General features: G+C 68.6%; 24 protein-coding genes and 2 pseudogenes. 9 read left to right on the plus strand and 17 right to left on the minus strand.

The features are described from left to right. Nucleotides 1-203 (minus strand): annotated as a pseudogene (locus tag R6U01_RS04940) (inorganic phosphate transporter); the annotation flags it as partial. Nucleotides 204-541: 338 nt separating this feature from the next. On the opposite strand from R6U01_RS04940, the gene R6U01_RS04945 reads away from it, so the two are divergent. Further along, entirely contained in the window at nt 542-1,867 is a 1,326-nt protein-coding gene (locus tag R6U01_RS04945) for a hypothetical protein (protein ID WP_410285350.1), read from the plus strand. A gap of 328 nt (nt 1,868-2,195) precedes the next feature. On the opposite strand, the gene R6U01_RS04950 is transcribed toward R6U01_RS04945, so the two are convergent. The 6 genes from R6U01_RS04950 to R6U01_RS04975 form a co-directional block, all read right to left on the minus strand. Continuing rightward, the gene (locus R6U01_RS04950; RefSeq protein ID WP_410285351.1) at nt 2,196-3,959 is read right to left on the minus strand and encodes a S8 family serine peptidase; all 1,764 of its coding nucleotides are present in this window, start codon (nt 3,957-3,959) and stop codon (nt 2,196-2,198) included. A 589-nt stretch (nt 3,960-4,548) separates the two neighbouring features. Next, nucleotides 4,549-5,019, minus strand: coding sequence for a nucleic acid-binding protein (locus R6U01_RS04955; RefSeq protein WP_410285352.1), 471 nt, complete (start codon nt 5,017-5,019; stop codon nt 4,549-4,551). After that, nucleotides 5,016-5,267 carry a hypothetical protein gene (locus tag R6U01_RS04960; RefSeq protein ID WP_410285353.1) on the minus strand — a complete coding sequence of 84 codons (252 nt, stop codon included), beginning with the start codon at nt 5,265-5,267 and terminating at the stop codon, nt 5,016-5,018. The genes R6U01_RS04955 and R6U01_RS04960 overlap by 4 nt, the downstream gene beginning before the upstream one ends. 265 nt (nt 5,268-5,532) lie before the next feature. Further along, nucleotides 5,533-6,039, minus strand: coding sequence for a pterin operon protein (locus R6U01_RS04965; RefSeq protein WP_410285354.1), 507 nt, complete (start codon nt 6,037-6,039; stop codon nt 5,533-5,535). Between the two features lie 136 nt (nt 6,040-6,175). Beyond that, nucleotides 6,176-8,650, minus strand: a complete 2,475-nt coding sequence (locus tag R6U01_RS04970; RefSeq protein ID WP_410285355.1) for a heavy metal translocating P-type ATPase — start codon at nt 8,648-8,650, stop codon at nt 6,176-6,178. Between the two features lie 75 nt (nt 8,651-8,725). Continuing rightward, nucleotides 8,726-9,484, minus strand: a complete 759-nt coding sequence (locus R6U01_RS04975) for a helix-turn-helix domain-containing protein (protein WP_410285356.1) — start codon at nt 9,482-9,484, stop codon at nt 8,726-8,728. A gap of 301 nt (nt 9,485-9,785) precedes the next feature. On the opposite strand from R6U01_RS04975, the gene R6U01_RS04980 reads away from it, so the two are divergent. After that, the gene (locus R6U01_RS04980) at nt 9,786-10,196 is read left to right on the plus strand and encodes an Htur_1727 family rSAM-partnered candidate RiPP (RefSeq protein ID WP_410285357.1); all 411 of its coding nucleotides are present in this window, start codon (nt 9,786-9,788) and stop codon (nt 10,194-10,196) included. Continuing rightward, the gene (locus tag R6U01_RS04985) at nt 10,193-11,416 is read left to right on the plus strand and encodes a TIGR04347 family pseudo-SAM/SPASM protein (protein ID WP_410285358.1); all 1,224 of its coding nucleotides are present in this window, start codon (nt 10,193-10,195) and stop codon (nt 11,414-11,416) included. Before R6U01_RS04980 ends, R6U01_RS04985 begins: the two co-directional genes overlap by 4 nt. Before the next feature lie 38 nt (nt 11,417-11,454). Here the strand turns inward: R6U01_RS04985 and R6U01_RS04990 are convergent, their stop codons facing one another. Continuing rightward, nucleotides 11,455-12,066 (minus strand): helix-turn-helix domain-containing protein, encoded by a 612-nt coding sequence (locus R6U01_RS04990; RefSeq protein WP_410285359.1) that lies wholly within the window; start codon nt 12,064-12,066, stop codon nt 11,455-11,457. A 107-nt stretch (nt 12,067-12,173) separates the two neighbouring features. Further along, the gene (locus tag R6U01_RS04995; RefSeq protein WP_410285360.1) at nt 12,174-13,208 is read right to left on the minus strand and encodes a hypothetical protein; all 1,035 of its coding nucleotides are present in this window, start codon (nt 13,206-13,208) and stop codon (nt 12,174-12,176) included. A gap of 179 nt (nt 13,209-13,387) precedes the next feature. Here R6U01_RS04995 and R6U01_RS05000 point away from each other — a divergent pair, with 179 nt between their 5' ends. Continuing rightward, complete coding sequence (locus R6U01_RS05000) at nt 13,388-14,221, plus strand: geranylgeranylglycerol-phosphate geranylgeranyltransferase (RefSeq protein WP_410285361.1); 834 nt, start codon at nt 13,388-13,390, stop codon at nt 14,219-14,221. Nucleotides 14,222-14,332: 111 nt separating this feature from the next. Here the strand turns inward: R6U01_RS05000 and yciH are convergent, their stop codons facing one another. The 5 genes from yciH to R6U01_RS05025 form a co-directional block, all read right to left on the minus strand. After that, a complete protein-coding gene (gene yciH / locus R6U01_RS05005) occupies nt 14,333-14,626 on the minus strand; it encodes a stress response translation initiation inhibitor YciH (RefSeq protein ID WP_004596695.1) in 294 nt (97 codons plus the stop codon). A 142-nt stretch (nt 14,627-14,768) separates the two neighbouring features. After that, nucleotides 14,769-17,096 carry a DUF3488 and DUF4129 domain-containing transglutaminase family protein gene (locus R6U01_RS05010; protein ID WP_410285362.1) on the minus strand — a complete coding sequence of 776 codons (2,328 nt, stop codon included), beginning with the start codon at nt 17,094-17,096 and terminating at the stop codon, nt 14,769-14,771. Then, the gene (locus tag R6U01_RS05015; protein WP_410285363.1) at nt 17,093-18,274 is read right to left on the minus strand and encodes a DUF58 domain-containing protein; all 1,182 of its coding nucleotides are present in this window, start codon (nt 18,272-18,274) and stop codon (nt 17,093-17,095) included. Before R6U01_RS05015 ends, R6U01_RS05010 begins: the two co-directional genes overlap by 4 nt. A gap of 6 nt (nt 18,275-18,280) precedes the next feature. Continuing rightward, nucleotides 18,281-19,264 (minus strand): AAA family ATPase, encoded by a 984-nt coding sequence (locus tag R6U01_RS05020; RefSeq protein WP_410285364.1) that lies wholly within the window; start codon nt 19,262-19,264, stop codon nt 18,281-18,283. Nucleotides 19,265-19,482: 218 nt separating this feature from the next. Beyond that, nucleotides 19,483-20,820: a dihydroorotase gene (locus tag R6U01_RS05025; protein WP_410285365.1), complete on the minus strand. Its 1,338-nt coding sequence runs from the start codon at nt 20,818-20,820 to the stop codon at nt 19,483-19,485. Between the two features lie 126 nt (nt 20,821-20,946). Between R6U01_RS05025 and R6U01_RS05030 the strand changes: the two genes are divergently transcribed. The 4 genes from R6U01_RS05030 (at nt 20,947) to serS (ending at nt 23,954) form a co-directional block, all read left to right on the plus strand. Then, nucleotides 20,947-21,456: a hypothetical protein gene (locus R6U01_RS05030; RefSeq protein WP_410285366.1), complete on the plus strand. Its 510-nt coding sequence runs from the start codon at nt 20,947-20,949 to the stop codon at nt 21,454-21,456. 93 nt (nt 21,457-21,549) lie between these two features. After that, nucleotides 21,550-21,786, plus strand: coding sequence for a hypothetical protein (locus R6U01_RS05035; RefSeq protein ID WP_410285367.1), 237 nt, complete (start codon nt 21,550-21,552; stop codon nt 21,784-21,786). A gap of 388 nt (nt 21,787-22,174) precedes the next feature. Beyond that, on the plus strand, nt 22,175-22,384 hold the full coding sequence (locus tag R6U01_RS05040) for a DUF1328 family protein (protein ID WP_410285368.1): 210 nt from the start codon (nt 22,175-22,177) through the stop codon (nt 22,382-22,384). A 196-nt stretch (nt 22,385-22,580) separates the two neighbouring features. Then, a complete protein-coding gene (gene serS / locus R6U01_RS05045; protein WP_410285369.1) occupies nt 22,581-23,954 on the plus strand; it encodes a serine--tRNA ligase in 1,374 nt (457 codons plus the stop codon). Nucleotides 23,955-23,976: 22 nt separating this feature from the next. Here the strand turns inward: serS and R6U01_RS05050 are convergent, their stop codons facing one another. From R6U01_RS05050 to endA, 3 genes are all read right to left on the minus strand, one after another. Beyond that, nucleotides 23,977-24,186 carry a hypothetical protein gene (locus R6U01_RS05050; RefSeq protein WP_410285370.1) on the minus strand — a complete coding sequence of 70 codons (210 nt, stop codon included), beginning with the start codon at nt 24,184-24,186 and terminating at the stop codon, nt 23,977-23,979. A gap of 114 nt (nt 24,187-24,300) precedes the next feature. Beyond that, on the minus strand, nt 24,301-24,903 hold the full coding sequence (locus tag R6U01_RS05055) for a hypothetical protein (RefSeq protein WP_410285371.1): 603 nt from the start codon (nt 24,901-24,903) through the stop codon (nt 24,301-24,303). Between the two features lie 74 nt (nt 24,904-24,977). Continuing rightward, nucleotides 24,978-26,168 carry a tRNA-intron lyase gene (gene endA / locus R6U01_RS05060; protein WP_410285372.1) on the minus strand — a complete coding sequence of 397 codons (1,191 nt, stop codon included), beginning with the start codon at nt 26,166-26,168 and terminating at the stop codon, nt 24,978-24,980. 386 nt (nt 26,169-26,554) lie between these two features. Between endA and rpsL the strand changes: the two are divergent. Continuing rightward, nucleotides 26,555-26,839, plus strand: a pseudogene (gene rpsL / locus R6U01_RS05065) (30S ribosomal protein S12); the annotation flags it as partial. Nucleotides 26,840-26,881 lie beyond the last annotated feature (42 nt).

Raw genomic sequence — 26,881 nt, forward strand, 5'->3', positions numbered from 1 at the left:
CCGACCGTCTCCGAGACGCTCCCGCCCTGCAGGACCGCGCCCGACGCGGCGAGGACGCCGACCAGGAGCGCCGCTCGCATCACCGTGAGAGCGCCGGCGCCGACCGCGGGGGCCAGCGGCGGTGACGTGCTACTGGCGCCGAGCGCCCACGCCAACGAGACGCTGGCGAGCAACGCGACCGCCAACAGGGCCACCGTCGACATCCGCCCGCTACTTTCCGCTCATCGTCCAATAACGTACTGCTCTCGTTCCGCGGTGAACGGTGGGACACCAGAGCTACGAGGCGGGTGTGCGACCTTCTACAGAGAGACGCTCTCGGTGGAAACCACTGGACCGCTGCCGATTGTACTCGATTTGGGCATTCTATCGCGCATTTGTTTCGGAAGTGACGTGATCGACGTAATACTGTCTTATCTCTGTCTACGCCTATCTTACATTATTTTATATACAGACATACCGATAGAATGTATGATACTTTGATAATAACAATATACCAATCATTAGTACGTTAGTTCCTCCCTCTACGTGGGAGGGGAGACCTATGGAACCAAACGAGCACGACCGGACCGACGGATTCGATGTAACGGATATCAACCGAAGAAAGCTGCTGCAAGGCGTCGGCGCGGCGGGCGCGATCGGCGTTTTGGGGACAGGCAGTGCGGCGGCCGATAGTCACAAGCCCTGTTTCAAGGAGTTCAATTGTGATGATTTGGACGACAGCACCTACGTAAAGATTGAGTTTGTTACCGAAACAGATGATGATGGGAATATTACTGACTGCTATTTTGAAGAAGAAACCGACACAGGTTTGGTCGAAATCGTCGACTATGAAATCAAAGAAGACGAGGACTGTGAGCCGATTTCGGTCGAATGGGAATTCACCGAGGATTCCCTCGTAGCTAGAAAAATTATGGCATTCGGCGGCGGTGACTGTGATACGGTCACCGGACCAGGACTCGAATATAATGCTGAGCGAGATAGTGATGACGACGATGCTGGCTTGGAAAATGATGCCGGTAACACGGCAGCTATCAGCAATCTCCAGTTCTGCCTCCAGGAGGTGGAGGATTTGGACCCCGAGGAGGTTATCGATGGCAACATTGGGCTCTCGTACGAAGACCTGCCCAGGAGCCAATCCGACTGGGACGTCAATGATCTAGTCGTCGATCTTAATCCGACGTTTCGTTCGGTTGGAACCGATGATTCGGGCAATGAACGTGTGGTACAGTTTACATTCGATATTATTCCACAGGCACGCGGGGCTGCGGATGACCACGAGTGGCGGCTTGATTTCCCGAGTGACAGCATTACTAGCGGAACATACAATCTGGAGGTGAAAGATTCAGATAATAACAGCGACGCCATCAGAGATGAGAGTGGCTCGTTCGATGGTTCGTCGGATGTTCCGGTCACTATTTTCCCAAGCACCGCGAAGGTGTTTGACGATCTGGAGAACGCTGAAGAGCCGGAGAATGTTGATGGGTGTACCCTTCCCAATGAGTGGGCAACGCTTGTAGTTGAGTTCGACGAGCCGGTTTCGATCAATGTTCCGAGGGAGCCAGCGGATCTCGATGTCAACGCGGACAATTTGTTCTTCAATCCGGTGCTTAAGAATTTGGACGAATCGGTCACGGTTGATCAGGGCGATGTTCGACTCGTTGCTGTCCCCGATACCTGGGAATGGCCGCTCGGGGCTGTCGCGATCTGGGATGCGTACGATGATGTCAGTGAGGGCTCGAGCGGTGGCGTGACGGTGCCATCGTATGATTCTGACGCGTGGTACGATTCTGTGAAGGACGAGGACCTAGTGGCGAATTGTAATTTCGAACCAACCGGTGATGGTGGCCTTGAAGAGGTCAGTAACTGACTCCATCGCTGATCGCTTCCCGGTCTACATTTTATCCGTAATTAAAACCAAATTTTAATTCTTCTCTTATTATTTATACGGGGTAGAGATGTCTTACTCTTGCATCTTCCATCAGGCACTCACTCAACCTATTGGCAACAAATGAATCTGCTCCCAACAAGCTATCGTTGAGATCGAGGGATATGCGGAGTACAGTGTTGATGAACGTACCCTAATCGTCTACGCCGCACCGGGGACCGTTGAAATTTCTTACGGAAGAAACGACCAGTTACACCATCTCAAAATAATCCGTCATCCCCCTAAGACGCTCGAAAGCGTAGAGGGATCTTCACACGTCTTGGGAATCGTCCGTCACGTTACCCGCGGCGTCCGAAACGGCGATCGCGACGGTGTACGTGTTGTTCCCTCGCCCTTTGTATTCCAGCCGATCGGAATCGGAGGCGCTGTCGCCGTCGACTGCGTTCGTAACCGAATCGACCGTCGATCCACCGGAATCGATCAGTTCGAGCTCGACGGACGCGAGCGAACCGTCGTCGGACACCGCCCAGTCGACGTCGAAGCGATCCCAGGCCGGGTTGCCAGCATCCGTCACGGTGAACTCGACGATTTCGGGTGGTTCCGAATCGGAAACGGCCTCCGTCGTGAACGTCGCCGTGTCACCCGCGTCGGTTCCGGCACTCGATTCGGCCACCGCTCGGAACTCGTACTCGGCGTCGCTGTCGAGGTCAGTCACCTGACCGCTGAAATCGCCGGTCGCGTCGAGCGTCTGTCCGCTGGTGGCGCTCCAGTCCGAGGCGCCGGTTCTGCGGTAGTCAAAGCGCACGTCGACTGAATCAGCACTCCCGAGGTCGTCCAGGGCTCCGTTCAACACGCCCTCGGTAGTGTCCACGTCCGACGCGTCCACCGTGGACACCGACGGGGGAGTTTCGACGCCGGCGGTCGTGAACGACGCCGTCGATCCCGTTGCGGTGTCAGTGTCGGCTTCGGCGATCGCACGAAACTCGTACTCGGTATTCTCCTCGAGGCCGGTCACCTGGTCGCTGAACTGACCGGTCGAATCGAGCGTCTGTTCCGCGGTCGTATTCGACAATTCGTCGCCGCTCGTTCCCCACTCGAAGGAGACCGTCGCGGAGTCGTATCCCACCAGCTCGGTGAGTTCGCCGCCGAGGGTTGCGGTTGATTCGTCGACCTCGCCGGCTCCGTTCGTGGTGACCGTAAGCCCCTCCTCGTCCCGGTCGACTGCGGCGGCGGCGTCGACGAGCCCGTTCCCCTGTTCGTCGGCACTGAGACCGATGTCTTCAGCGGTCTCAGCCAGCCGCGACCTGGCATCGGAGCGCGTCGTACCGTCGGCCATGAGCAGTGCACCCACCCCAGCGACGTGCGGTCCGGAGAAAGACGTCCCGCTCCGGTACGTGTACTCGTCGCCGACGTCTGGGACGGTGATCGAGACCCCCGGAGCGGTCAGTTCAACTTCGGGCCCCGTCGAGGAGAACGATGCGAGCGCGTCGTCGTCGTCGACCGCGCTGACGGCGACGACCGTGTCGTACGCCGCCGGGACAGTGACGCTGTCCGCCTCGCCGGCGTTCCCCGCGGAACTAACGAGTAGGACGCCGTTGTCATGGGCGTACTGGCACGCGTCTTCGAGCGTGCTCGAGGTGATATCCGCGCCGAGACTCATGTTCGCCACGTCGTGTCCCCGATCGGCCGTCCACTCGAGTCCGGCCGCGATGTCCGACACGGACGCTCCCGAGTCCCCGTCCATGACCCTGACCGCGTGGAGCGTGCAGCTGTGTGCCACGCCGAGGGTTCCGACGTCGTTGTCGGCCGCACCGACGACCCCCGCGACGCCGGTCCCGTGACCGTGGGTGTCATCCCACTCCTCGTCGCAGCCGTCCGAACAGGGAGCCGGGGCGTACCCCTCGCCGAGATTCGACGCGAGCGTTTCGTGATCTGAATCGATCCCGGTGTCGATGATCGCGACGTGCGTGCCCGCTCCGTCCTCGCCGCTGTCGTGAACTGCAGGCGCTCCGATTCGTTCGACTCCGTCGTCTACCGTCTGGCCGACGATATCGACGGTCTCGTCGGGTTCCACGTAGCGGACGTCGTCACGCTTTTCGAGCGCCTCCCGCGCGGGTTCTGGGAACCGACCGGCGACGGCGGAACCGAGTGCACCGAAGTCCAACTCCCGGTGGACCGCCTCGGATCTCTGATGCGCGGCCCGTCGAGCGGCGTTCGAGTTGGTACCGACGATGTACCGGTCCGAATCTCCCTCCGAAGCGGTAACTGATTTGGGGAGTAAAGCCGTCCCTACCGCCACACCGCCGGTCGTTAAAACCGACCGACGGGTTACGTCCTTGCTCATCGCTGTCTCTCCACGGGATGTCGTTCAGCACCCGAGGAGCGTCGACCGTCGGTCTGCTGTCGTAATTGACTTGATCCGCGAACACCACCTGATAAAATCGCAATACCGTGTGCCATAAACAGTTTACAAAATTGGGGTAACATTATACTTCGGTCGTAAATTTCATGTCTGATAACAAACTCACCCAAGCCGCTGTCCACCGCAACCAGAGGTCTTCAGAGACGCCGTCTACCGCCGAAAGTGGTGGCATCGGCACTCACGACTCACAATCTATCCATAGTGAAGGTGGTCAGCGCTTCTATCGAGCCTGTTCGTTCCGTTACTGCTCGTCAAGCATCCGGACGCCGCGCTCCACGACTGCCTCGGTCACGAAGAGGCTCGTCTCACGCTGGAATGCTCGCATACGCGATACCGCCTCATCTCTGTCGAGCAATCCGCGGCCGTAACCGAGTGCGAAGACGCCGATGGAACCGTGAACTTCGATGCCAGCGTCAGATGCTACCTCTCGGGCTGCGAGGTCGTCGGTCAAGAGAACGACTCCCCGATCCTCTGCGACCGCAATCGCAGCGCGTTCTCCCGCATCCAGTTCTTCAGCACCGATTCGGCTTTCGTCGGCTTCGACGAGTTCGTACGAGAGGTCGGCCAGCCCGTCCGGAACACCACCGGCGTCGATCTCCTCGTAAACAGTCTCTGGAACGAGGAGCGTGTCAAACGCCGAGAGAAGTTCGAGCGAATCAATTTCGGCGAGGTGAATGAGCGGTCCTGCGTCCGAGACAGCCGCTAGCGTCACGCGTTCAAGCCCCAGTCGACGTCTTCCTCGACAATCTCACGCTCTCGCTCCGCACGCTCGACTTTCGTCCGACCGACGCGCTCAATGGCTTCCTCGCGGTCGAGTTCGCCCTCAAGGTACCGTGCGAGCACGAGGTCCTCCCACAGGCCTTCGAGCCCGCGTTCGAGTGCCCGCTCGAACACCTCGGACTCCGGTAGGCCGCGAGCCTCCGCGATTTCTCGAACACGATCGGAAATTTCGGCGGCCATACAGAGTGATTGCTCGGCAACGTTCATAAATCCGCGTCTGCCCACCCGACGAAGATCTGACCGGGGCCTATGTCTACTGTGGCCACGACCAGATCACGTCAGAGACACCGTCTACCCTGAAAAATAGCGGCCTCTGCACTCATAGGGCTCGTCATCGCTGGTGCCGAGGCAGCTCGGTGCGGTGCATCGTCATCGGCCGCCTGACTGTACTCGTCTCGCGGACTAAAAGCGACGGGTCGGCGGCGCGTCGGTCGGGCCGGACCGGTCAGTACCCGAGGTCCTCGTACTCCTCCGGGGCCAGCCGGAGGAACCGGAGCTCGCGGACCCCCTTCATCGTCCGCCCCGCGTCGACCGGGGCGACGAACGGGGGTACGTGGGCGACCGCCAGCGACTCCTTGTCGCGCTCGACGGCCAACACTGCGTTGAGCGCCGTCCGGAGCGGGACGCAAACGGCGTAGCCGTCGGCCGCGACGCGGACGTGGGTCGCGTCGGGGTCGACCGTCACGTCCGGGCGGTCCAGCAGCGCCCCGACGGTGACCCCGCGCCGGGTGCCGCCCCAGCTCTCGCCGCTGGCGGACAGGAACTCCTCGGTGAGCGTTTCGAGCGCGCCGTCGGTGCCGTCGTCGACGGCCCCGTCAGCGAGCCCAGACAGTCGGGTCGCGCCGCTCCGAGCGCGATCGCGCCGGACTCCCGCCGGTTCAGCCCCCTCCCGGATCACCTCGGTGCTCGTTCGGGCGCATAGCCGAAGCCGACGGGTGCTGCCCGTACACATGGGGCGTCCGGTTTTCGGAACCTGGGCTCGCGGACGAACATCTTCGCCGGAGTTCGGTCGCCGTCGCGGGGGATCCGACTGCACCCGTCGCCGCGGTCGGTTTCGCGCGTTCCGGGCGACGGCCTCGGACCCGCGCCTACTCGTAGGACTCCGGCTCGATACCGGAGAGCCGCATCGCGTTTCCGGTGACCCCGAGGCTCATCCCCATGTCGCCGACGACGACCGCGACGGCGACGCTCACCAGTCCCAGCGGCACGCCGAGCGCGAGCAGGAACTTCACGCCAAGGCTCGCCCAGACGTTCTGGCGGATGACGCCGTTGGCCGTGTGCGAGAGCGCGTAGAGGTACGGGAGCTTCGCCACGTCGTCACCCATCAGCGCGATGTCGGCGGTCTCCAAGGCCGTGTCCGTCCCCGCGGCGCCCATCGCGACGCCGACCTGGGCGGCCGCCAGCGCGGGCGCGTCGTTGATCCCGTCGCCGACCATCGCCACCTCGCCGTACGCGGCCTGCAGGGACTTCACCGCCGCGACCTTCTCCTCGGGCAGGAGCTCGGCGCGATACTCGTCGACGCCGACCCGGTCCGCGATCGCTCGCGCCGTCCCCTCGTTGTCGCCCGTCAGCATGACCACGTGCTCCACGCCGAGCTCGCGGAGGCGTTCGACCGCCCGCTTCGAGTCGGGTCGCACCTCGTCGGCGACGGCGACGGCCCCGGTGAGCGCCGTCGCCGTCCCGACGAGCACGACGGTCTTCCCCTCGCGCTCCAGCGCGGCGATCGCTCCGTCGGCGAACGCGCCGTCGGCGGAATCGGCCGACGAGCGGTCCGCGTCGCCCTCGGTCACGACCCCGCCGTCGGTCTCGGCGCGGGCCCGCGAGAGGTCGAAGCCGAGCTCCTCGAACAGGGCCGGCTTCCCGGCGTAGTAGGTCTCGCCGTCGATCTCGGCTCGGATCCCCTTCCCGGTCAGGCTCTCGAACTCCGTGGGCTCCGCCGCGTCGTTCACGCCCGCGCGGTCGGCGCGGTCGAGGATCGCGGCGGCGATGGGGTGCTCGCTCCGTCGCTCCAGGGTCGCGGCCCGCCGGAGCAGCGTCGCCTCGTCGGCGTCGCCGAGCGGAACGAGGTCGGTGACCGCGAGTTCGCCGCGCGTGAGCGTCCCGGTCTTGTCGAGCGCGACGGCGTCGACCTCGCCCATCGCCTCCAGGTGGTTGCCGCCCTTGATCAGGACGCCGTTCTTCGCCGCGCTGGTGATCCCCGAGACGACGGAGACCGGCGTCGAGATGACGAACGCGCAGGGACAGGCGATCACCAGCAGCGTGAGCCCGCGGACGAACCACGTGCCCCAGTCGCCCGCGAACACGATCGGGTAGCCGGCGAACCGGACCGTCACCGGGTCGCCAATGAGGAGCGGCGGCACCGCGGCAGTCAGGATCGCCAAGACGACCACGACCGGGGTGTAGTAGCCCGCGAAGCGGTCGACGAACCGCTCCGTCTCGGTCTTCTCCGCCTGCGCGCCCTGCACCAGCTCGATGATCCGGGAGAGGGTGGAGTCGCCCGCGGTCGAGGTCACCTCGATCTCGAGGTACCCCTCCTCGTTGATCGCGCCCGCGAACGCCTCGTCGCCCGCGGCCTTGTCGACGGGGACGCTCTCGCCGGTGATCGGCGACTCGTCGACCGCGCTCCGGCCCTCGATCACCGTCCCGTCGAGCGGGATCTTCTCGCCCGGGCGGACCACCACGACCTCGCCGACGGCGACGTCGTCGGTCGGGACCGTGGCTTCCGCGCCGTCGCGTCTCACGGTGGCCTCGTCCGGAGACAGCTCCATCAGCTCGCGCAGCGAGTCGCGGGCGCGGTCCATCGCGTAGTCCTCCAACAGCTCGGCGACGCTGAAGAGGACCGCGAGCGTGGCCGCCTCCACGAAGTAGCCGATCCCGGTCGCGGCGACGATCGCCGTCCCCATCAGCAGGTCGATGTCGAGGCTCCGGTTCAGCGCCGAGTAGTAGCCGCCGCGGACGACGGGGACCCCGGCGGCCGCGACCGCGCCGACGAACAGGACGTCCGCGAGCGTGAGCGGGACGCCGAGCACGCTCGCCACCGCGGGATTCTGCGCCGTCAGGACGAACTCGAACAGGAGCCCGGCGACGACGAGCACCGCGCCCAGCCACGTCTTCTTCGCCCGCGGCGTCGTCCAGACCTCGGCGGGGGGCGCGACCGTCACGCCGCCGGCGTTCCCATCTGTCGCCTCATCGCCCTCGCGACCCGCGTCTCCGTCGACGCCCGAACGCCCGCCGGTGACCTCGTACCCGGCGCCTTCGACGGCCGCCACCACGTCGTCTTCGCTCGCCCGGTCGGCGTCGTACGTGATCGTCGCCGTGCCGGCCGTCGGGTTGAGCGCGACATCGACCACGCCGTCGACGCGCTCGAGGGCGTTATCGACCTTCCCGGCACACGACGGACAGTCCATCTCGGGGACCGCGAGGCTGGCGGTCAACTCGCGCCGTCCGTCGCCGGTCGCGTCGCGCTCGGCGGCTTCGCCTCCGACGGCGTCGTCTCCGACCGTTCCGATCTCGGCGGGGTCGCTCCCAGCCGCGTCCCCCCGTTCGGCGGGTTCGTCGCTCATTACGAAGAGGGAAGGTCCTGATGGCGATAAGCCTTAGTTGGAATTTTCCAATATTCGTCGTTCGTCCCAGTTCGGTCAGTTCCGCGGACCGGGAACGGCGTCGGCCTGCGGATCGCGAGCGACGTGCGCCTTCGCCAGCCGCTCTTCGGCCCGGCGGAGCCGGTAGGTGAGCGTCGACCGCGGAACGTCGAGGTGCGCCGCGAGTTCGCCCGCGTCGACCGCCCGCGGCGACTCGTAGTACCCGTGCTCGACCGCGGCTCTCAGCGCGGCCTCCTGCTCGGCGGTGAGCCCGACCTCGCCGGCCTCCCCGTCCGACTCGCCCGGTGCGCCCGAGACGTTGGCCGTCCTGAGCAATTCCGTCCGGGCGGCGTCGCCGACGGCCGCTCGGAGCGCGCCGAAGAACGCGCCCATGTCGCCCTCGCCGGAGTGGATGAGTCGCCAGGTGTAGTGGCGCCCCTCGTGGCGGGTCTCGAACAGGACGCCGTCGCCGAGGTGGTCGCGCGCGAGGTGGGGCACGGACGCGCAGACGGGCGTGGGCTCCCAGTCGGTGTACAACACGAGGGTGTCGTCGGTGCGGTCGAGTACGCGGGTGGTCTGCGTCGCGCCGCAGTCCTCGGTCGCGAGGCAGTCGGCGTAGTAGTCGCCGTCGGTGAAGGCGGCCTCGACGGCCGCGAGCGCCTCCGGGGCGCCGGTGGCGTGGTCGACGCGCCAGAGGTGGTCCGCTGTGGCGTGCAGCGACAGCGACCGCACCCGCGCGCCGGGGTGGTCGGCGAGCGCGTCGGCCACCCTGTTGCGCCCCGGCTCGTACTCGAGGGCGAAGACGAGTTCGCGCATGCGTCCCCTTGGAGGCAGGCGGACATAACAGGTGGCCTCGACGCGGTCGCCGCCGTCTCCGGCGTTCGCGCCCTCGACGACGTGCGCGCCGCGGTTCGCCCCGGCCGCTCAGATCTCCGGCAGGCGACGGCCGTCCCCGCGGCCGGATCTGTGCGTGCCGGATCGGCGGACCCCGGCCACGAGACGATATTTGTTATATCTGTATGTGATTTATTTGTCGCACGTCCGAACGTGTTCGGGCGGATTTCGCCCCCGTGAGAACGCGCGAAACCGGGTTCGGTGGGTCGTTCCTAGCGGGGATATGGTCGAGAAGACGGACCGAACCGCCGGATCGAGCGGCCCGCGCTCCGCGGACGGCCGACGCTTCGAGGTGTTCGTCCGCGAGGAGGGGGCGGACCCGCTCCGCCACGTCGGCACCGTCGCGGCGCCGACGCCCGACGTCGCCCACGAGGAGGCGAGCAAGCTCTTCGCCTGGTACGCCCGCGACGTGTGGGTCTGTCCCGCCGAGGAGACGCACCGCTACTCCGCCGAGTCGCTGGCGGCGGACGACCGGTCGTCCGACGCGGCGTCGACGTCCCCGGACGACGCCGAACCGCGTGTGTACGAAGAGACCGAGGGGACGCCGACCGTCGCCTGCGGCGGCGTGCCCGTCGCGGGAGATTCGGCGTCCGCCGCTCGCGACGACGCTTCGGATCCGGAGGGCGACCGATGATCTCGGTCAGCAAGCTCCTCTGCGGCCTCGACGCCGAGAGCGACGGGCTCCGGTACGACGCCGCGGACGACTCGAAGAAGCCCCAGATCACGGACGACAAGCAGCGACGCCCGGTCGTCGTCTGGAACACGACGAAGCGGTGTAACCTCTACTGCGAGCACTGCTACGCCGCGGCCGACCGGGAGGGAGCGCCGAACGAGCTGTCGACGGCGGAGGGAAAGGCGCTCATCGACGACCTCGCCGCGTTCGGCGTGCCGGTGCTCCTCTTCTCCGGTGGGGAGCCCCTTGTCCGCGAGGACCTGACGGAGCTCGTCGCCCACGCCGACGACGCCGGGATCCGGCCCGTCCTCTCCACGAACGGGACCCTGCTCACCCGCGAGAACGTCCGGGAACTGAAGGAGGCGGGGCTCAAGTACGCCGGCGTCTCCGTCGACGGGCTCCCCGAGCGCAACGACCGGATCCGGGGGGAGGAGGGCGCGTTCGACGCCGCGGTCAGAGGGATCGAGGCGTGTCTCGACGTGGGGCTCAAGACCGGGCTCCGCTACACGATCACCGAGCACAACGTGGACGACCTAGCGGGCGTCGTCGACCTGCTCGTCGACATCGGCGTCGACCGCTTCTGTTTCTACCACCTCGATTACGGTGGGCGCGGCGCCGAGATCGCCGACGTGGACCTGAGCCCCGCGGCCACCCGGCGGGCCGTCACCGACCTCTGTGACCTCACCCGCGAGTACCACGACGCGGGCGAGGAGATCGAGACCCTGCTGGTCGGGAACTACGCCGACGCCGGCTACCTCGTCGAGTACGCGGACCGGGAGATCGGCACCGACCGCGCCCGGCTGATCCGCGAGTACCTCCGGCGCAACGGCGGCGACCCGACGGGCGAGCGCGTCGCCGACGTCGACCCGGTCGGGAACGTCCACCTCACGCAGTTCTGGCAGGGATACTCGCCCGGCAACGTGCGGGACCGCTCGTTCGGCGCCATCTGGAGCGACGAGTCGAACCCGCTGCTCGCCGGGCTCCGGAACCGCGAGGAGCACCTCACCGGCCGGTGTGCCGACTGCGCGTACCAAGAGATCTGTCGCGGGGGGTCGCGGCTCCGCGCGCTCTCGGCGCACGGCGACCCGTTCGCGCCCGACCCGAAGTGTTACCTCACGGAGGCGGAACGCGACGGCGCGGAGGCAGTCCGACGCATCCGCGGCGAGTCGGCGGCCGACTGATCCGGTCGCGGTTCGGCCCCCCGCGTCCGAGAGACGCGTCAACCGGCGAGCTCTTCGAAGGCGTCCGTGACGAGCTTCGCCTGCGCGGCTCGGAGCCGCTGTGAGAGCGCCGACTTGCTGATCCCGAGCTCGGCGGCGAGGTCGCCGAGCGAGACGTCGACGTCCGCGTCGAAGTAGCCGCGGACGACGGCGAGCTCCAACCCCTCCCGCTGTTTCGGGGTGAGCGCCGACAGGTCCACGGTCGCCTGCTCCGTGGAGTCCGGGCCGGCGACCACGGCGAGTCTGACCAGTCGCACGCGATCGAGGACCGCTCGCAGCGCGGTCACGATCTCGCGGACCGCCTCGCGGTCGTCGACGTACGACGTCACGAACACCGCCCCGTCTTCGACCCGCTGCACGTGGGGCACGTAGCCGGACTCCTGGAAGACCTTACAGAGGCAGTCGTCGGTGACCTCGCCGTGGCCCCGGCGCATCCCGTCCTCGCTCGCGGGGTCGACCTCCACCGTGCACTCCTCGCCGACCGCGTTGACGGTAACGTCGGTCGCGCTCACCGTCTGCGAGATCATCGGACACTCCCACCCGTCCGCTCCCTCGACCTCGAGGTCGACGCGGAGTCGTCGGTCGTCGTCATCGGGCGCGACTTCGGCCATGCGATCACTCGTTAGTCCGCGGGTTTAGGCGTTCGGCGCGTCCTCACTGACCGAAAAACCGGAGGGAAGCGTCGGGAGCGACCGGAGTCGGTTCGAGCGCGGGCCGATCAGTCCTCGGACTCGGGCGCGGCCTCCTCGGCCGCGGGCTCGTCGGGCGCCTCGTCGCCCTCCTCGGAGCGGGCCGCGACCAGGGCGCCGCTCGCGACGCTGTACATCGGTTCGTCGGCCGAGCGGACGCCCTTGATCGAGAACGGGATGTTCGCGTCCGCCAGGTGGTCGGCGAACAGGTCCTCGAACCCCTTCGGGCTCGAGGTCCCGCCGGTGACGACGACGGGGACGTCGAGCCCCTCCTCGACGTCCTCCTCGTCGACCTCGCGGCTGATGTTCTCGATGACGTAGTCGAGCAGGTTCTCGTAGTAGATGGCGAGCGCGCCCTCGACGCCGCCGACGTCGGTGCGGAAGTCGAGCTCGAAGTCGTCCTCCTTGATGCTCGTCACCTTGTCGACCGGCGTCCCCGTGGCCTGGGAGGTCTGCTCGTCGACCCAGTCGCCCCCGCGGGCGATGGAGAACTTCATGACGGGAACGGCGTAGTAGGCGAGACAGACGTTGGTCATCCCCGCGCCGAAGCTGATCCCGAGGCCGGTGAAGTTGTTGTCCGCGAGCTCGGAGTAGATGACGGCCATCCCCTCGTTGATCGGCTCGGGGTCGTACCCCATGTCGCCGAGCATCGACTCCAGCGTCTTCTCGTGGTACAGCGTCGTCAGCCCGGAGTCGATCGGGTCCGCCGGGCTGGAGTAGAACAGCCGCTCGTTCGGGCGGGAGGGCTGGCCGACCACCTGTTCGGTGATGAGTTTGATCATCGGGATCGCGGAGGCCTCGTCGCTGGACAAGATCCCGTGTTGCATCGGCCGGCGCGTCTCCTTGTTGAAGATGTTCGCGAAGTTGAGCGCGTCGTCGCCGACGACGTACACTTTGTCGTCCTTGCGGATGTGGAGGACGTCGCTGCGGGAGAGCATCTGCTCGGCCATGTCGCTGTACTCGATCTCGACGAACGAGTTCCGCTGCTGTACGAACACCGTCTCCGCGCCTTCCTGTCGTGCGGAGAGGATGTTCATCGTGCCGACGTCAAGTCCCTTAGCCATACACGCCCGTTCCCTTGGACGCGTCATAAACGTTCGTGGCCGATTTCGAGTCGGGATAATCACGGGCGGGGCGGCGGATAGCGGCCGCGGCCTCGCCGTCAGCCCCCTCGGCGCGGCCGCCTCGACCCCGCTCGCATCCCGGGTCGTTTATGTGCCGCGCCGCGCTCGTGCGAGACGACGTGTACGACACAGCGCGCGGGGTCGCGGAGCTGGCGCGGCCGGGGAACTGCGTTGCCGCTGCGGTCCTCACGGGAACCGGCGCGTTCGTCGCCGGCGTCGGCGACGCCGTCGTCCCCGCGGCGATCGCCGGGGTCGTCACGGCGGTCGCGGTCGCCGCGGGCAACGCGATCAACGACTACTTCGACCGCGCGATCGACGCCGTCAATCGGCCGGACCGGCCCATCCCGCGCGGCGCCGTCTCGGCGCGCGGCGCGCTCGCGGCCGCCGCCGTCTGGTTCCTCCTCGCCGTTGCGCTCGCGACCCGCCTGCCGCCGCTGGCGATCGGCATCGCCGCCGTCAACCTCGTCGCGCTCGTCACCTACACGACGTTTTTTAAGGGCACCCCCGGGCTCGGCAACGCGCTCGTCGCGTACCTCGTCGGTTCGACGTTCCTGTTCGGGGGCGCCGCGGTCGGCTCGCCGGCAGCCGTCGCCGTCCTCGCGCTGTTGGCCGGGCTCTCCACGTTCACGCGCGAGGTCATAAAGGACGTCGAGGACGTGGCCGGCGACCGCGAGGAGGGGCTCCGGACCCTCCCGATCGCGATCGGCGAGGAGCGCGCGCTGTGGGTCGGCGCCGTCGCGCTCCTCGTCGCCGTCGCGGCCAGCCCGATCCCGTATCTCACCGGCACCTTCGGCGGCGTCTACCTCCTCCTCGTCGCCGTCGCCGACGCGGTCATGCTGTACGCCTGCTCCGAGAGCTTCGGCGATCCGGCGACCGCGCAGCGCCGATTCAAGTACGGGACGTTCCTCGCGGCGGCCGCGTTCGTCGTCGGGCGGGCCGCGCTCCTTATATAACCGAAATGGACGGGCGGAGCGCCTTTCGGCTCGCGGCACCGCGGCTCGCCGGACGCAACTGTTCGAAAATCGCATCAGCGGATCGCTCGACGGCGGACGGTCAGGTGACGGTCACGCGACGTTGAAGCCCTTATCGCGGAGGAAGTCCTCCACGCGGCCCGAGTGGTTCCCCTGCAGCTCGATGGCGCCGTCCTCGACGGTGCCGCCGCAGGCGAACTTCGACTTGAGATCCGACGAGAGGGAGCTCAGGTCGACGTCCTTCGGGTCGAATCCTTCGATGACCGTTACCTCCTTACCGTACCTGCGCTCGTCGATGCGGATGCTGATCTGCTGGGACTCCTTCGCGACGTCCTCGCAGACGCAGAGTTCCTGGGGCAGTCCGCACGTCGAGCAGACTTCCGACATTACGATCGCATCTACATGGTGACCGTATTAAATAGTGTCGGGAGTGTAACCGCCTCAGCACCGGTTCGTTCGGGCGAACGCCGGAAACGGGGCGCGAATCCGCGGTCTTCGACCGGCGCCGCCGCGAGCCGACGGGAGTCGGTCAGTCGAACAGCCGTCCGAGGACCGGCGTCGATTCCAGCGCCAGTCGCCGGACCGTCCGGCGCGCCTCGTCGGCCTCCGCGCGCGTCACCGTCCCGGCGTACGTCGCCCGTTCGTAGGCCTCGCCGACGGCGACGGCCCGCTCGTCGAGCCCGCGGAGCCGGAGCGCGTCCAGGTACGCCCGCGGCGTCTCGCCGGCGCGGCGCTCCCGGTACCGACGAGCGAGCAGGTACTCGAGGTCGGCGAACGCGCGCCGCGCGTCCGTGGCCGGGTCCGAGCGGATCCACGGGAGACGGAGCCGCGCCGCGCGGCGCACGCGCTCGTCGACGCCGTACCGACGGACGCCCGTGACGCCGACCGCGACGGCGAACAGCCAGTACGCGAGGGTCTCGACCGAGGGAAGCGTGGGACCGCGCTCGTCGGTCCGCACCTCGCCGCCGCCCGCACCCCGGGTGAGTTCGCTCTGGCGTCGATCGACCCCCTCCTGTCCGGAGCCGCCTTCGACCGACCCCGCGCCGTCGCCCGACGTCGGCGTCGCGTTGCTGTCGTTCGCGTCCTCGGTCGGTGTCATGTCGCTCTCGGTCTCGGGGACGTCGTCGGGAACGCCCACGTCGGGTTCGGACGCCGCCACGTCGACGTCGTCCTCGCCCGCGGCCCGCGCGTCCTCGAGGCGCGCGCTCTGTGCCTCCTCGCGCTCCGCCGCGGGCGTCGGGTCGAACGCGACCCAGCCGTGGTCCGGGAAGTACACCTTCACCCACGCGTGGGCGTCCTGCCCGCGGACGACGTACCGGTCCTCGCCGACCCGCTCGCCCTCGGAGTAGCCGGTGACGAACTGCGCCGGGACCCCCTGCGAGCGCAGCATCGCGACCATCGTCGTCGCGAAGTAGACGCAGTAGCCCGCGTCCATCTCGAAGAGGAACGCGTCGGCCACGTCGCCGTCCGGCTTCTGAACCGTCAGCGAGTAGGCGTACCCCTCGCGCAGGTAGCGCTCGATCGCCACGGCCTGATCGTAGGGGTTGTCCGCGTCGGCCTCGTCCAGGATCGTCTCGGTGCGCTCCCCGACCCGGTCCGGCGTGCTCTCGGGGAGCTGCGTGTACCGCTCCTCGAGCGCGGGGTCGTACGTCGTGCTGGCGTTGCGGAGCGCGGCGGGGTCGTCGTCGGGCAGCCGGCTCTCGACGGTGACCGTCTCGCCCGCCCCCAACGGCTCGGCGAGCCGGAGCGTTCCGTGCTCGTCCACCTGTGCCGTCTGCGCCGCGGTCCCCCGCACGTCGACCGCCTGCCACGGTGACGGGAGCGAGGGCGACTCCGTCTCGGCGGTGATCGTGGTGTTCACCGCCGTCGCGTCGCCCGGCGGCCCGTCGAGGCTCCCCTCCAGCGGCGACTGCTCGCCGGACCGCACCCAGCCGTCGCCGGTGTAGGTGTCGTACGCGCCCGCGTGCCAGTTCGTCGCCGTCGGGCTCTCGATCGTGTAGCGGACCTCCGGTGAGAGTCGCGTCGGTCCCACCACCGTCAACTCGTCGTCCGCCGTGATCGACGACTCCAGCGTCGGGGTGCCGCGGTCGAGGCCCCACGGGCCGGCCGCGCCGGCCGGGAGCAGCGTGAGCGTCGCGCTCACGAGGATCATCGCCGCCACCACCGCGGCGAGGGTGTCGCCGTGGTCGCGGATCCCGCCCGGCATCGACAGCGTCGAGAGCCCGGCCGCGAGCGCGACGCCGACGACCCCGGCGAGCGTAGTCGTCCCGCCCGCGTCGCCCGTGAGGACGAGGAACCCGAGCGTCCCGCCCGCGACCCCGGCGGCCCCGACGTGTCGCCCGCGGCCGACGAGGTAGCCGACGAGAAACGTCGGCACGGGCGCGACCGCGAGCACCCACACGTCCGCGAGCGCGAGGCGGAGGATCGACAGCCCGGTCAGCAGGGAGACCACGTCCAGCGCGACGGTCCGGACCGAGAAGATCGCGCGCTGGCTGGCGGGGACAGTAAAGTAGTACCCCGCCAGCGTGGCGGCGAACAGGACGACCGTCAGCCGAAGCGCGGCCCGCTCGCCGATCGAGCGGGCGAGGACGAACCCGGCGACGCCGGCGACCGCGACGGCCGCCGCGGTCCGACCCGTTCCGCCGACCACGTCGGTCGCGGCGAGGAACACCGAGAGGTACGCCGCGGTGACGACCGCGACGCCGAGCACGGGCGGGTCGACGGCGGCCCGAAGCCGCCCGCGGAGGCCGTCGCCGCCGGCGACGCCCTCGCCCGCGCCCGTCCCCCGTCGGCCTCGGGTTCGGAACGTCCCGCCTCGGCTCGATCCGCCCCGCTCGCCGAGCGACGGCCCCCTCATCTGCCGATCACCCCGCCTCGGTCCGCGGTGGCGCCTCCCTCGGCGGTGCGTGTCGCCGCGCCCGCGCGGTCGGTCTCGGCGGTGCCGTCTGACGACTCACCGGCTTCACGGGCGGTAGTCGCCCCCCGGGCGCCCGTCTCGCCGATCGTCCCCTCCGCGACCTCGTCGAACGCGACGGCGCGGTCGCCGACCCGGTACCGTGCGCCGCGCTCGTCCGCGACGACGCGGACGTCCGCGTCCTCGGCGCCGACCGAGCCGGGACCGGTCCGCGCGGCCAGCTCGAGCACGGCCCGGCGTCCCCGGGCGCCCGGGTCAGCCGACACCTCCCCCTCGGGAAGCGTCAGATCGACCGGCACGCCGTCGTCGAGAAGCGCCAGCGCGAGGCTCGCGGCCGCGCTCGCGAGCGCGTCGGCGGGCGTCTGGTCGCTCGGGTCTCTCGGATCTCCCGTCGCGTCCCGCCCGTCTCCCTCGGCCTCGCCGGCGATCGCCACGCGGCCGCGCTCCGTCTCCGCGGCGAACGCTTTGACCACGATCTCGTCGTGTTTCGCGGTCGCCGGCCAGTGGACGTCGCGGAGGGGGTCGCCGCGCGCGTACTCCCGGAGCCGGTCGAACTCCTCGCGCTGTCGGCTCGTTCCCACCGCGTCCTCGGCGTACAGCGCCCGCCGGAACCACGCCGGGATCGCCAGACACGACGGGTACGCGAGGACCGCGTCGTACTCCTCGACGACCGCCCGACGCTCGAAGAGCCCGAACACGTCGCTCGCGGTCACCGCGACGGGGCCGAAGCGTCGCTCGCCGCGACGCAGGAACCGGACGCGGTACGTCGCGGGGGCGTCGCCGACGGAGGTGCGGACCGGCTCGGTCGGCCCCTCCAGTCCATCGTCGAGCCCGTCGTCGACGTCCGCGACGTACGCAGGCGACACCTCGCCGCCGTTCCGACCGCGGAACGCGAGCCGGACCTCGCCGCTCTCGCCGACGAACCGCTCGCCCGGGAGGGCGCGCCTGACCGCCGGCTCGTCGATCCGAGCGAGCTGGAGGTACCCCGCGGCGAGTGCGACGACACCGGGCAGGACGACCGTCTCCAGGGACCGCCCGCCGGCCGCGAACGCCATGGCGACGCCGACGACACAGACCGCTGCGACGACGCGACCCCGGCGGGTGAGAGTTGGGGACGGCATCGGTGATCACTCCACGTTCGTTCGGTCCAGGGCGTCCTCGACCACCGCCGACCCGTCGGTCCCTGAGTCGGCGCGAATCCGGTGGGCGAGCACGGTCGGCGCCTCGGTCTGGACGTCGTCGGGGATCACGTATCCGCGCCCGTCGAGCGCGGCGCGCGCCTGTGCGGCCCGGAGCAGCGCGAGGCTCCCTCGCGGGCTCACGCCGAGGCGGGCGTTCCGCCGCGTGTACGTCGCCAGCCGCGCGATGTACGTCCGGACCGGCTCGGCGGCGTCGACCGCGGCGACGGCCGTCCGAGCCCGTCTGACCTCCTCGATCGACGCCACCGGCGTGACGTCGTCGACCGGGTGGTCGCCCGCCATCCGCCCGAGTATCTCCGCCTCCTCGTGTGCCGCGGGATAGCCGAGGCGGATCTTCTTCGTGAACCGGTCGATCTCGGCCACCGGGAGCTCGTACGTCTGCCCGGGCTCGACGTCGTTCTGGGTCGCGATCACGCAGAACGGGTCCGGGAGCGATCGGGTCTCGCCGTCGGTCGTCACCTGTCCCTCCTCCATCGCCTCCAGCAGGGCCGACTGCGTCTTGGGGGGCGCCCGGTTTATCTCGTCGCCGAGGACGACGTTAGCGAACACCGGTCCCGGCTGGAACTCGAACTCGTCGGTCCGCTGGTTGAACACGTTGACGCCGGTGACGTCCGCGGGGAGGAGGTCCGGCGTGAATTGGACGCGTTTGAACGAGCCGTCGATCGAGCGCGAGACCGCCTTCGCGAGCGTCGTCTTCCCGACGCCGGGGACGTCCTCCACGAGGAGGTGCCCGCGCGCGAGAATCGTGATTACGACGTGTTCGACCGCCGCTCGCTTCCCGACGATCACCGCTTCGACGTTGTCGACGATGCGCTCCGCGAGCGCCGCGACGCCGTCGGGCTCCATCGGGCGGCGCTCCGGCTCGCCCGTCCCCTCGGCCCCGCTCGAGTCCGCCTCCGTGGCGTCGGTCATGTCGGCGTCTGTCGCGCGGCGGTCCGGTCCGACGACGCGACCCGGCCCGGCAGCGAGACAGGCTCGCTACCGCGCCTCATGCCAAGGAATCCCACGATCATCGATATGGCTCTCTTAAGGATGGCAACGGCATATGCGTTCCGCCGAGGGGTCGCGCCCGTACGCGATCGAGCCCCCGAGCGCCACGCACGAGCCCCCGAGCGCCACGCACGAGCCGACTACGACCGCCGAACGTTTCGCCCGACCGGCTCGCCGAACGACTCCGCGCCCGTCAGGGGGTCCCGCTCGTAGACGACCTCGCCGCGCACCAGCGTCAGCTCCGGGAAGACGCCCTGCAGCCCCTCGTAGGGCGTCCAGCCGCACGCGCTGTGGAGCGCGCCCGCCTCGACCTCGCGGGGATTCGTCAGGTCGACGAGCACCAGGTCGGCGTCGCCGCCCTCGGCGACGCGCCCCTTCGACTCGATGCCGAAGATAGACGCGGGGTTGGCGGCGACGACGTCGCGGACGCGCTCCAAGCCGAGCTCCCCCTTGCGGACGGATTCGAGGAGGAGCGGGTAGAGCGTCTCCACGCCGGGCACGCCGCTCGGCGCGTCCGCGAGCCCCCGCCGCTTCTCCGCGACCGTGTGGGGCGCGTGGTCGGTGGCGACCACGTCGACGTCGCCGTCGCGGAGGCGCTCGAAGGCCGCGGCGCGGCGTTTCTCCGACCGGAGCGGCGGGTTCATCCGGCCGAACGTGCCGAGCCGTCCGGCGGTCTCGCGCGAGAGGAAGAGGTGGTGCGGGGTGACCTCGCAGGTCGGCCGGGCCCCTCGGGTCTCGTCCTCGCGGGCCTCGACGACCGCGTCGATCCCCTCGGGTGTCGACGTGTGCGCGATGTGGACCTGCGCGTCGCTCTCGGCGGCGGCCGCGAGGGCGCGCTCGACCGCGGCGACCTCCGCCTCGGCGGTCCGGTAGGCGGACCACGCGTCGGCGGCCGCCGCGGTGCCGACCCCGCCGAGGTCGCCCTCGAGCGCGGCGTCGTCGAACAGCGTCTCGTCCTCCGCGTGGACCGTGACGGGGACGTCGCGGGCGGCGGCCTCCGCGAGCGCCTCCTCGAACAGGTCCACGGCGATCCCCATGTCGCCGGTCGAGTCCGCGAGGAACACCTCGCCGAGCGCGAACAGGGGTCGCTCGAACAGGCCCTCGGGGTCCCAGTCGGCGGTGACCCCGCCGTTGATCCCGTAGTCGACGAGTGACTCGGCGGCCAGCGCGGCCTTCTCGTCGAAGGCGGCGCCGTCGACCGTTGGCGGCGAGGTGTTCGGCTGGTCGACGACCGTCGTCACGCCGCCCGCCGCCGCGCTCCGCGAGCCGGAGGTCCACGTCTCCTTGTGGCTCCCGCCCGGCTCCCGGAAGTGGACGTGGACGTCGACGGCGCCGGGCAGGAGGTGTCGCCCGCGAGCGTCGACGACGCGCTCTCCCGCGGCCGCGTCAAGCCCTCGACCGACCGCGGCGATCCTGCCGTCCGCGATTCGAACGTCGCGGACCCGCCCGTCGGCCAGTTCCGCACCCGTGATGAGCATGCGTAGGCGCTCGCGGCGCGACGCTTAAATCGTGGTGGTCCGGGCCACCACAGCTCGCTCCCACGCGACCGCCGCTCGCTCCCACGCCACCACAAAGCGTTTGACACGTCCGCCGAGACTTCGCGCATGGTCGTCGGTCCCGCCGGCGTCGCCGGCGCACCCGCGGTCGTCGAGACGGCGATCGGGTGGCTCTGGACGCTCGCGCTGTTCGCCCTCCCCGGCGCGGTCGCCGCCGTCTGCTGGGCGCCGTTCCTCCTCTCGGCGCGGTTCCGGGCGCTGTTCGTCGCGCTCCCGCCGGCGGGACGGCTCGTCCCCTCCTACGTCGGCGTCGCGCTCGCGCTCTCGGTCCCCTACCTCGCCGGCGTCGTTCTGACGGTCTGGCTCGTGGACTCGGCGGGCCCCGGCTGGAGCGAGGGGTTCCTCGACACCGCGCTGTTCGGCGGCGTCGCCGTCGGGCTCGTCGCTCCGGCGGTCGCCGTGGCCGGGCTCCCGCGGCTCGGCCTCGACTGGGACCCGACGGGGTACGGCGCCTCGACGTGGGCCGTCCTCGTCGCCGCCGGGCTGTGGTACGCGGTCCTCGCCGCGGTGCCGCTGGTCGCGCTCGCGATCGGGATGGCGCTGCCGGGCGGGTACTGACGACGGGGGACGCGCGCTCGAGGCCGTCGCGGAGTTCCGCGGGAACGTCCAGTATCGAAACACTTTGCTGGTTCGCGAGGCGTAGGCCCCGATATGTTTCCCGTACCCTTCCGGCTGTTCTTCGTCGCCGTGCCCCTCCTCGTCGCCGCGGGTGCCCTGGCGATAGCCGCGTTCCCCCGACGGATGACCCGGTGGCAGACGCGCGGTCCGGGCGGCACGACGCAGGTCGAACCGAGTCGCATGCGGCTCCTGATGATGCGTGTGGTGGGAGTCGTCGTCGCCGGCCTCGCGCTGCTCATGGCGTACGCGAACTTCGCAATACTCCCCTGACGAGCCCTCCCCCCAGCCGACCGTCTGCGCTCTCGTTTCCACCAGTTCGTCCGTGCCGAACCGGGCGTCGGGTCGCTCCGTAGCAACCGACGCCCCGATACGGTTCCGCGCTGCCCACACGGAACGACCGGTAGAAACCGTCTCTACGGTCCTCGGGAGCCTCCGGAGGTCTCCGCGGGGCGTTCGCAGCGGTAGCGTCGACGCGGACGTCGACCGCGCACGGCGAGCGGTGCCTGCCGCGGGCTTCGGAGACGCGCTCGCCGTCGAAACGGGATACCGGGACGAGTGCCGAAGGGCTGATCGCGTCCGATCCGATACAACAGAATAACACATGCGATCGATCTGGTACGTGTCTTCTAACTAAATAGACGGAAGCACGTAATCATGTATGAGCATCACACAGGTGATTCACGACGGAGCCTTGGCACTGCCGCTACAGTTCGGTGGGGACCTGATCGGGCTGGCGATTCTGTTCGTCGTCCTCGCGCTGATCGCGGCGGTCGCCGGCGCCAGCGGCGTCGCCGGACTGAGTATGAGCATCGCAAAGTGGCTGGTCATCATCTTCATCGTGCTCGCGGTCGTCACGTTCATCCTCTGAGCCGGACCGACCGCGACAGCCGCTGTCGACGCCGCTGGCACTTTTTCAGACGTACTACCGGACGACATAGCCGACCGCTAGCGACTGCTTACTGGGAGAAATTGGTATCAAATACCGATGACCGTCCAGAGGGTTCTGCCGAGACGCTACCGACGCTCCGATACGGTTTTGGGTCGTCCCGCGGAATCCCTGATAAATGCTGTCTCGACAGTTCGTCCGGGAGAACCCCGAGGTCGTCCGCGAGGCGCTCGTCAACAAGGGCGTCGACGTGGACCTCGACCGGGTACTCGACGTCGACAGGGAGTGGCGGGAGCTGAAGAGCCGCGGCGACGACCTGCGCCACGAGCGCAACGAGGTCTCCTCGAAGATCGGCGAGCTCAAAGGGGCCGGCGAGGAGGAGGCGGCCCGGGAGGCGATCGAGCGCTCCCAGGAGCTCAAGTCGGAGCTACAGGAGATCGAGGAGCGCGCCGACGAGCTGGAGGCCGAACTGGAGCGGTCGCTGCTCGAGCTCCCCCAGATCCCGCAGGAGTCGGTGCCGGTCGGCGCCGACGAGTCGGAGAACGTCGAGCGGCGCCGCGAGGGGTTCGACGACCTGCGCGCGCTTCCGGACGACGTGGTCCCCCACTACGATCTGGGCGAGGAACTGGAGATCCTCGACTTCGACCGCGGCGCGAAGGTCGCGGGCGCCGGCTTCTACGTCGCGAAGGGCGACGGCGCGCGGCTAGAGCACGCGCTGATCCAGTTCATGCTCGACGTCCACCGCGAGCAGGGGTACGAGGACGTGTTCCCGCCGATTCCGGTCAACTCCGCGTCGATGCGCGGCACCGGCCAGCTCCCGAAGTTCACGGAGGACGCGTACCGGGTTGAGGGGACGAACGAGGAGGCGTACGACGACGACGACCTCTGGCTGCTCCCGACCGCTGAGGTGCCCGTGACGAACCTCCACCGCGACGAGATCCTGCTCGGCGAGGACCTCCCGCTTAAATATCAGGCGTACACGCCGAACTTCCGACAGGAGGCGGGTGAGCACGGCACCGAGACGCGCGGGATCGTCCGCGTCCACCAGTTCAACAAGGTGGAGATGGTGAACTTCGTCCGCCCCGAGGAGAGCGACGAGCGTTTCGAGGGGCTCGTCGACGAGGCCGAGGAGGTGCTGCGTCGCCTCGAACTCCCGTACCGCATCCTGGAGATGTGCACCGGCGACCTCGGGTTCACGCAGGCGAAGAAGTACGACCTCGAGGTGTGGGCGCCCGCCGACGACATGGACGAGGGCCCCGAGCGGGGCGGCCGCTGGCTGGAGGTCTCCTCCGTCTCGAACTTCGAGGACTTCCAGGCGCGTCGCGCCGGGATCCGGTACCGCGAGGAGCACCACGAGTCGGCCGAGCACCTCCACACCCTGAACGGCTCGGGGCTCGCCGTCCCCCGGATCGTCGTCGCGATCTTAGAGTACTACCAGAACGACGACGGCACCGTCACCGTCCCCGAGGCGCTGCGTCCGTACATGGGCGGCACCGAACTGATCGAGGGCCACGACGCGGTCGGCGAGACGAAGCTTGGCGACGGCGCGTAGCGCTCGGTCCCGGCGGGGTGAGTCACTCCTCTTGTGCAGGGACGCCCAGCTCCCCACTCCAGGCGTAGTATCCGATCACGACGGCCGCCATCACGAACCCGGTCGCCACGCCGAGCGGGACGCTCCCGTCGGTAACGTACGAGACGATCGCGAAGACCACACAGAACGCCGCGACGTACGCGATCGACTGGCGGAGCGCCAGCGACCGGTCGAACGTCTCTGGCAGCTGCATGGGCAGACGCTGGGGACATCCCGGCATAGCTCTTTCCTCTTTTTCGGTCGGCGTGCGGACGCCGCCTCCGACGTCGTTCGCACGACCGACCGAGCGATCCCGGTCGCGGGGGCGCTACTGGTTCTCTAAGGCGTCGAGGACGCACGCGGCCGCGACCACCGCCTCCTTCGGCACGCCGCTCGCGTCGTCGATAGTGACCGTGTAGGCGTCCCGCAAAGAGAACTTCCCTTCGATGTCGCCGACGTGGCCGCCGTCGGCGTCGAATATCTCGTACTTATTCGGGACGAGGTTCGCGACCGAGGTCAGGTGTCGGAGCCCCGCCATCAGCCTGCTCTTCGACCGGACGGTCGCCAGCGCCTCCCCCGTCTCCGGGTCGCGGATCGTCCAGTTCTCGACGAACAGCGAGTAGTCCTCGTCGAGGACGACGACCTCCTCGCCGGTGCCCGAATCGACGAGCGCGTAGCTGCCGCCGATGTCGATGACGCCGCCCGCCTTCACCGTGAACGCGTCGGCGCCGTCGCCGGTGACGAACGGGAACTCCTCTTTCAGCTTGAACATCTTCTGTTTCCCGCGCAGGACGACGTCGCCGGCGCTGTCCCGGACGGCGTACTTGTTCCGGACGACAGACTGTTTGACCTCGTAGCGGTCGCCGTCGAGGTCGACGGTGGAGATGTCGTAGGCGTCCGAATCGGAGGGGAACACGGAGTACTCGGTCATGGGCGGCACGACGACGAGGTGTCGGAAAACGGTTCTGTTCGTCTCGCTCGCTCGGGGCCGGCCGCCGGCGACCGTCAGGGCGTCAGCCGTCCGACCGAGAGCCACTCGACGTCGGCGTCGCGGACCGCGTCGCCGGCGTCTTCGGGAGTGTCGCCGTCGCCGCCCTCACCGCCCTCCACGCTCGTCAGCGCGAACACCATCTCCTTGCGGACGCCGCCCGCGAGCCGCACGTCGAGCGAGAGCTCGCGGGGCGAGAACCGGTGGTCGGCGTCGACGACGCGCACGAGGTGCTCGGAGTGCGGCAGGTCCTCGACCGTCTCCACGTCGAGGTACGTCCGGAAGTCGGCGCCGAACTTGAAGCCGGTCTTCGGGACGGCGTCGGCCGCGCGGAGCCGCTTATAAACGGCGAGCCGGCGGTCGAACCGCTCGCCCTCGACGTCGCGGCCGCGGGCGACGACCGCGGCGGCGGGGCCGTCCGGCGTCGTCCCGTCTGCGGTACCGACGCTCCCGTCGCCCGCCGCCCCCACCGACGCCGACAGCGAGAGGACGCCGTCGGCCGCGAGCGACGCGGCCTCGACGAGCGAGAGCTGGATCGCCCCCTCCACGGCGGCCGCGCGGCCCGTGAGCGGCTGGCCGTAGAAGCCGCGCTCGTAGAGGGGGTCGGGGGCGTCCCACACGACGACGCGGTCCGAGAGGAGCACCCCGTCGAGCCGCTCCGGCGGTTCGTAGTCGGTCGCGCCCTCGATTCGCCCCTCCGTCGCCGCGAAGTACGTGATGTCCGACTCCTCGTCGACGACCGCGAGGGTGCGCCCGACGAGCCCGGCGGCGCGGAGCGACTCGCGCTCGCCCACGACCTGCACCGGGTACTTCACGTCGCCCGTGTCGGGCGTCGAGCCGCGCTGGTAGGCGACGAAGTCGACCGCGTCGGCGACGTCGGCGTCTCCGCCGGGCCACGGCTCTCGCGCGGGCGAGAGGTAGAAGCCGCGGTCGCGGAGGTCCGCGTAGACGAGGTAGCGCACCGCGAACCGGTCGGCCGCGGCCGCGCTCTCGATGAAGAAGCGCTCGAAGCCGACGGGGTCGGCGTCGGGGGCGAGCGCGACGCCGGAGAGGTCGCCGCGGAAGAGGAGGTGGGCCGCTTCGACGCGCGAGAGCGCGATCTCGTTCCCGTCGAGCGGGCGCCCGTAGCCGCGGGAGTCGTAGAATCGCTGACGGGCGTCGCCGGCGACGCGGACCGCGTCGCCGCGCAGGTGCCCTGTCGGTTGCATACCCGAAGGCGGGCCCGGACGGGGTAAGGGGGTTGCGGTCGGTACTCGCAGTGGGACGGTGAATCGGATCGGAAGAGAGGTTATTTATAAACAAGAGCGTGGAGCGTTGCTGTCGGCTGTTTATAACCAATCGGTGACGCTGCGGAGATCTCCTTCAAAGCGCTAACCACTCGTTTATAAGCAATTGACGGCGGGTAGGCGGCGAACACGACTAAAGCCCCAACCGATCGCTTATGCGTGACTGATGCTGGACCGTCGGTGAACACTTCCAAAGCCCCAGCCGCGAGGACTCGCGTGACTCGCTGCGCTCCTCGTCACTCGCTGCGCTCGTTCCTGCGGTGCTTGCGTCGTCAGGCTTCGTCCTCGCGGCTGCCCCTTTGAGTCCCACCCACACCGCGACCGCAGCCTCACGCCCCCCCAGCCTCGCGGTTCGCGCTCTCCGAGCGCTCACCGCGTCCAGCGAGGTAACCAACGGTAAAGAGGTAAACGCTTATATACCGGGAGAAGGACATAACTTACAGGAGCACTCGATAGTATTGGTAAGAGGAGGCAGGGTAAAAGACCTCCCGGGAGTTCGTTATCACCTGATCCGTGGTGCACTTGATACAGCAGGGGTTGAAGGGCGGTTACAGCGTCGTTCTAAATACGGAGCTAAAAGACCGAAGAAATAATTAAAAAAAAATAACTGTAGAAGTGGTTTGGTTGAGTAAGTT

The organism is Halorubrum sp. (assembly GCF_046498025.1).
Taxonomy (GTDB): domain Archaea; phylum Halobacteriota; class Halobacteria; order Halobacteriales; family Haloferacaceae; genus Halorubrum.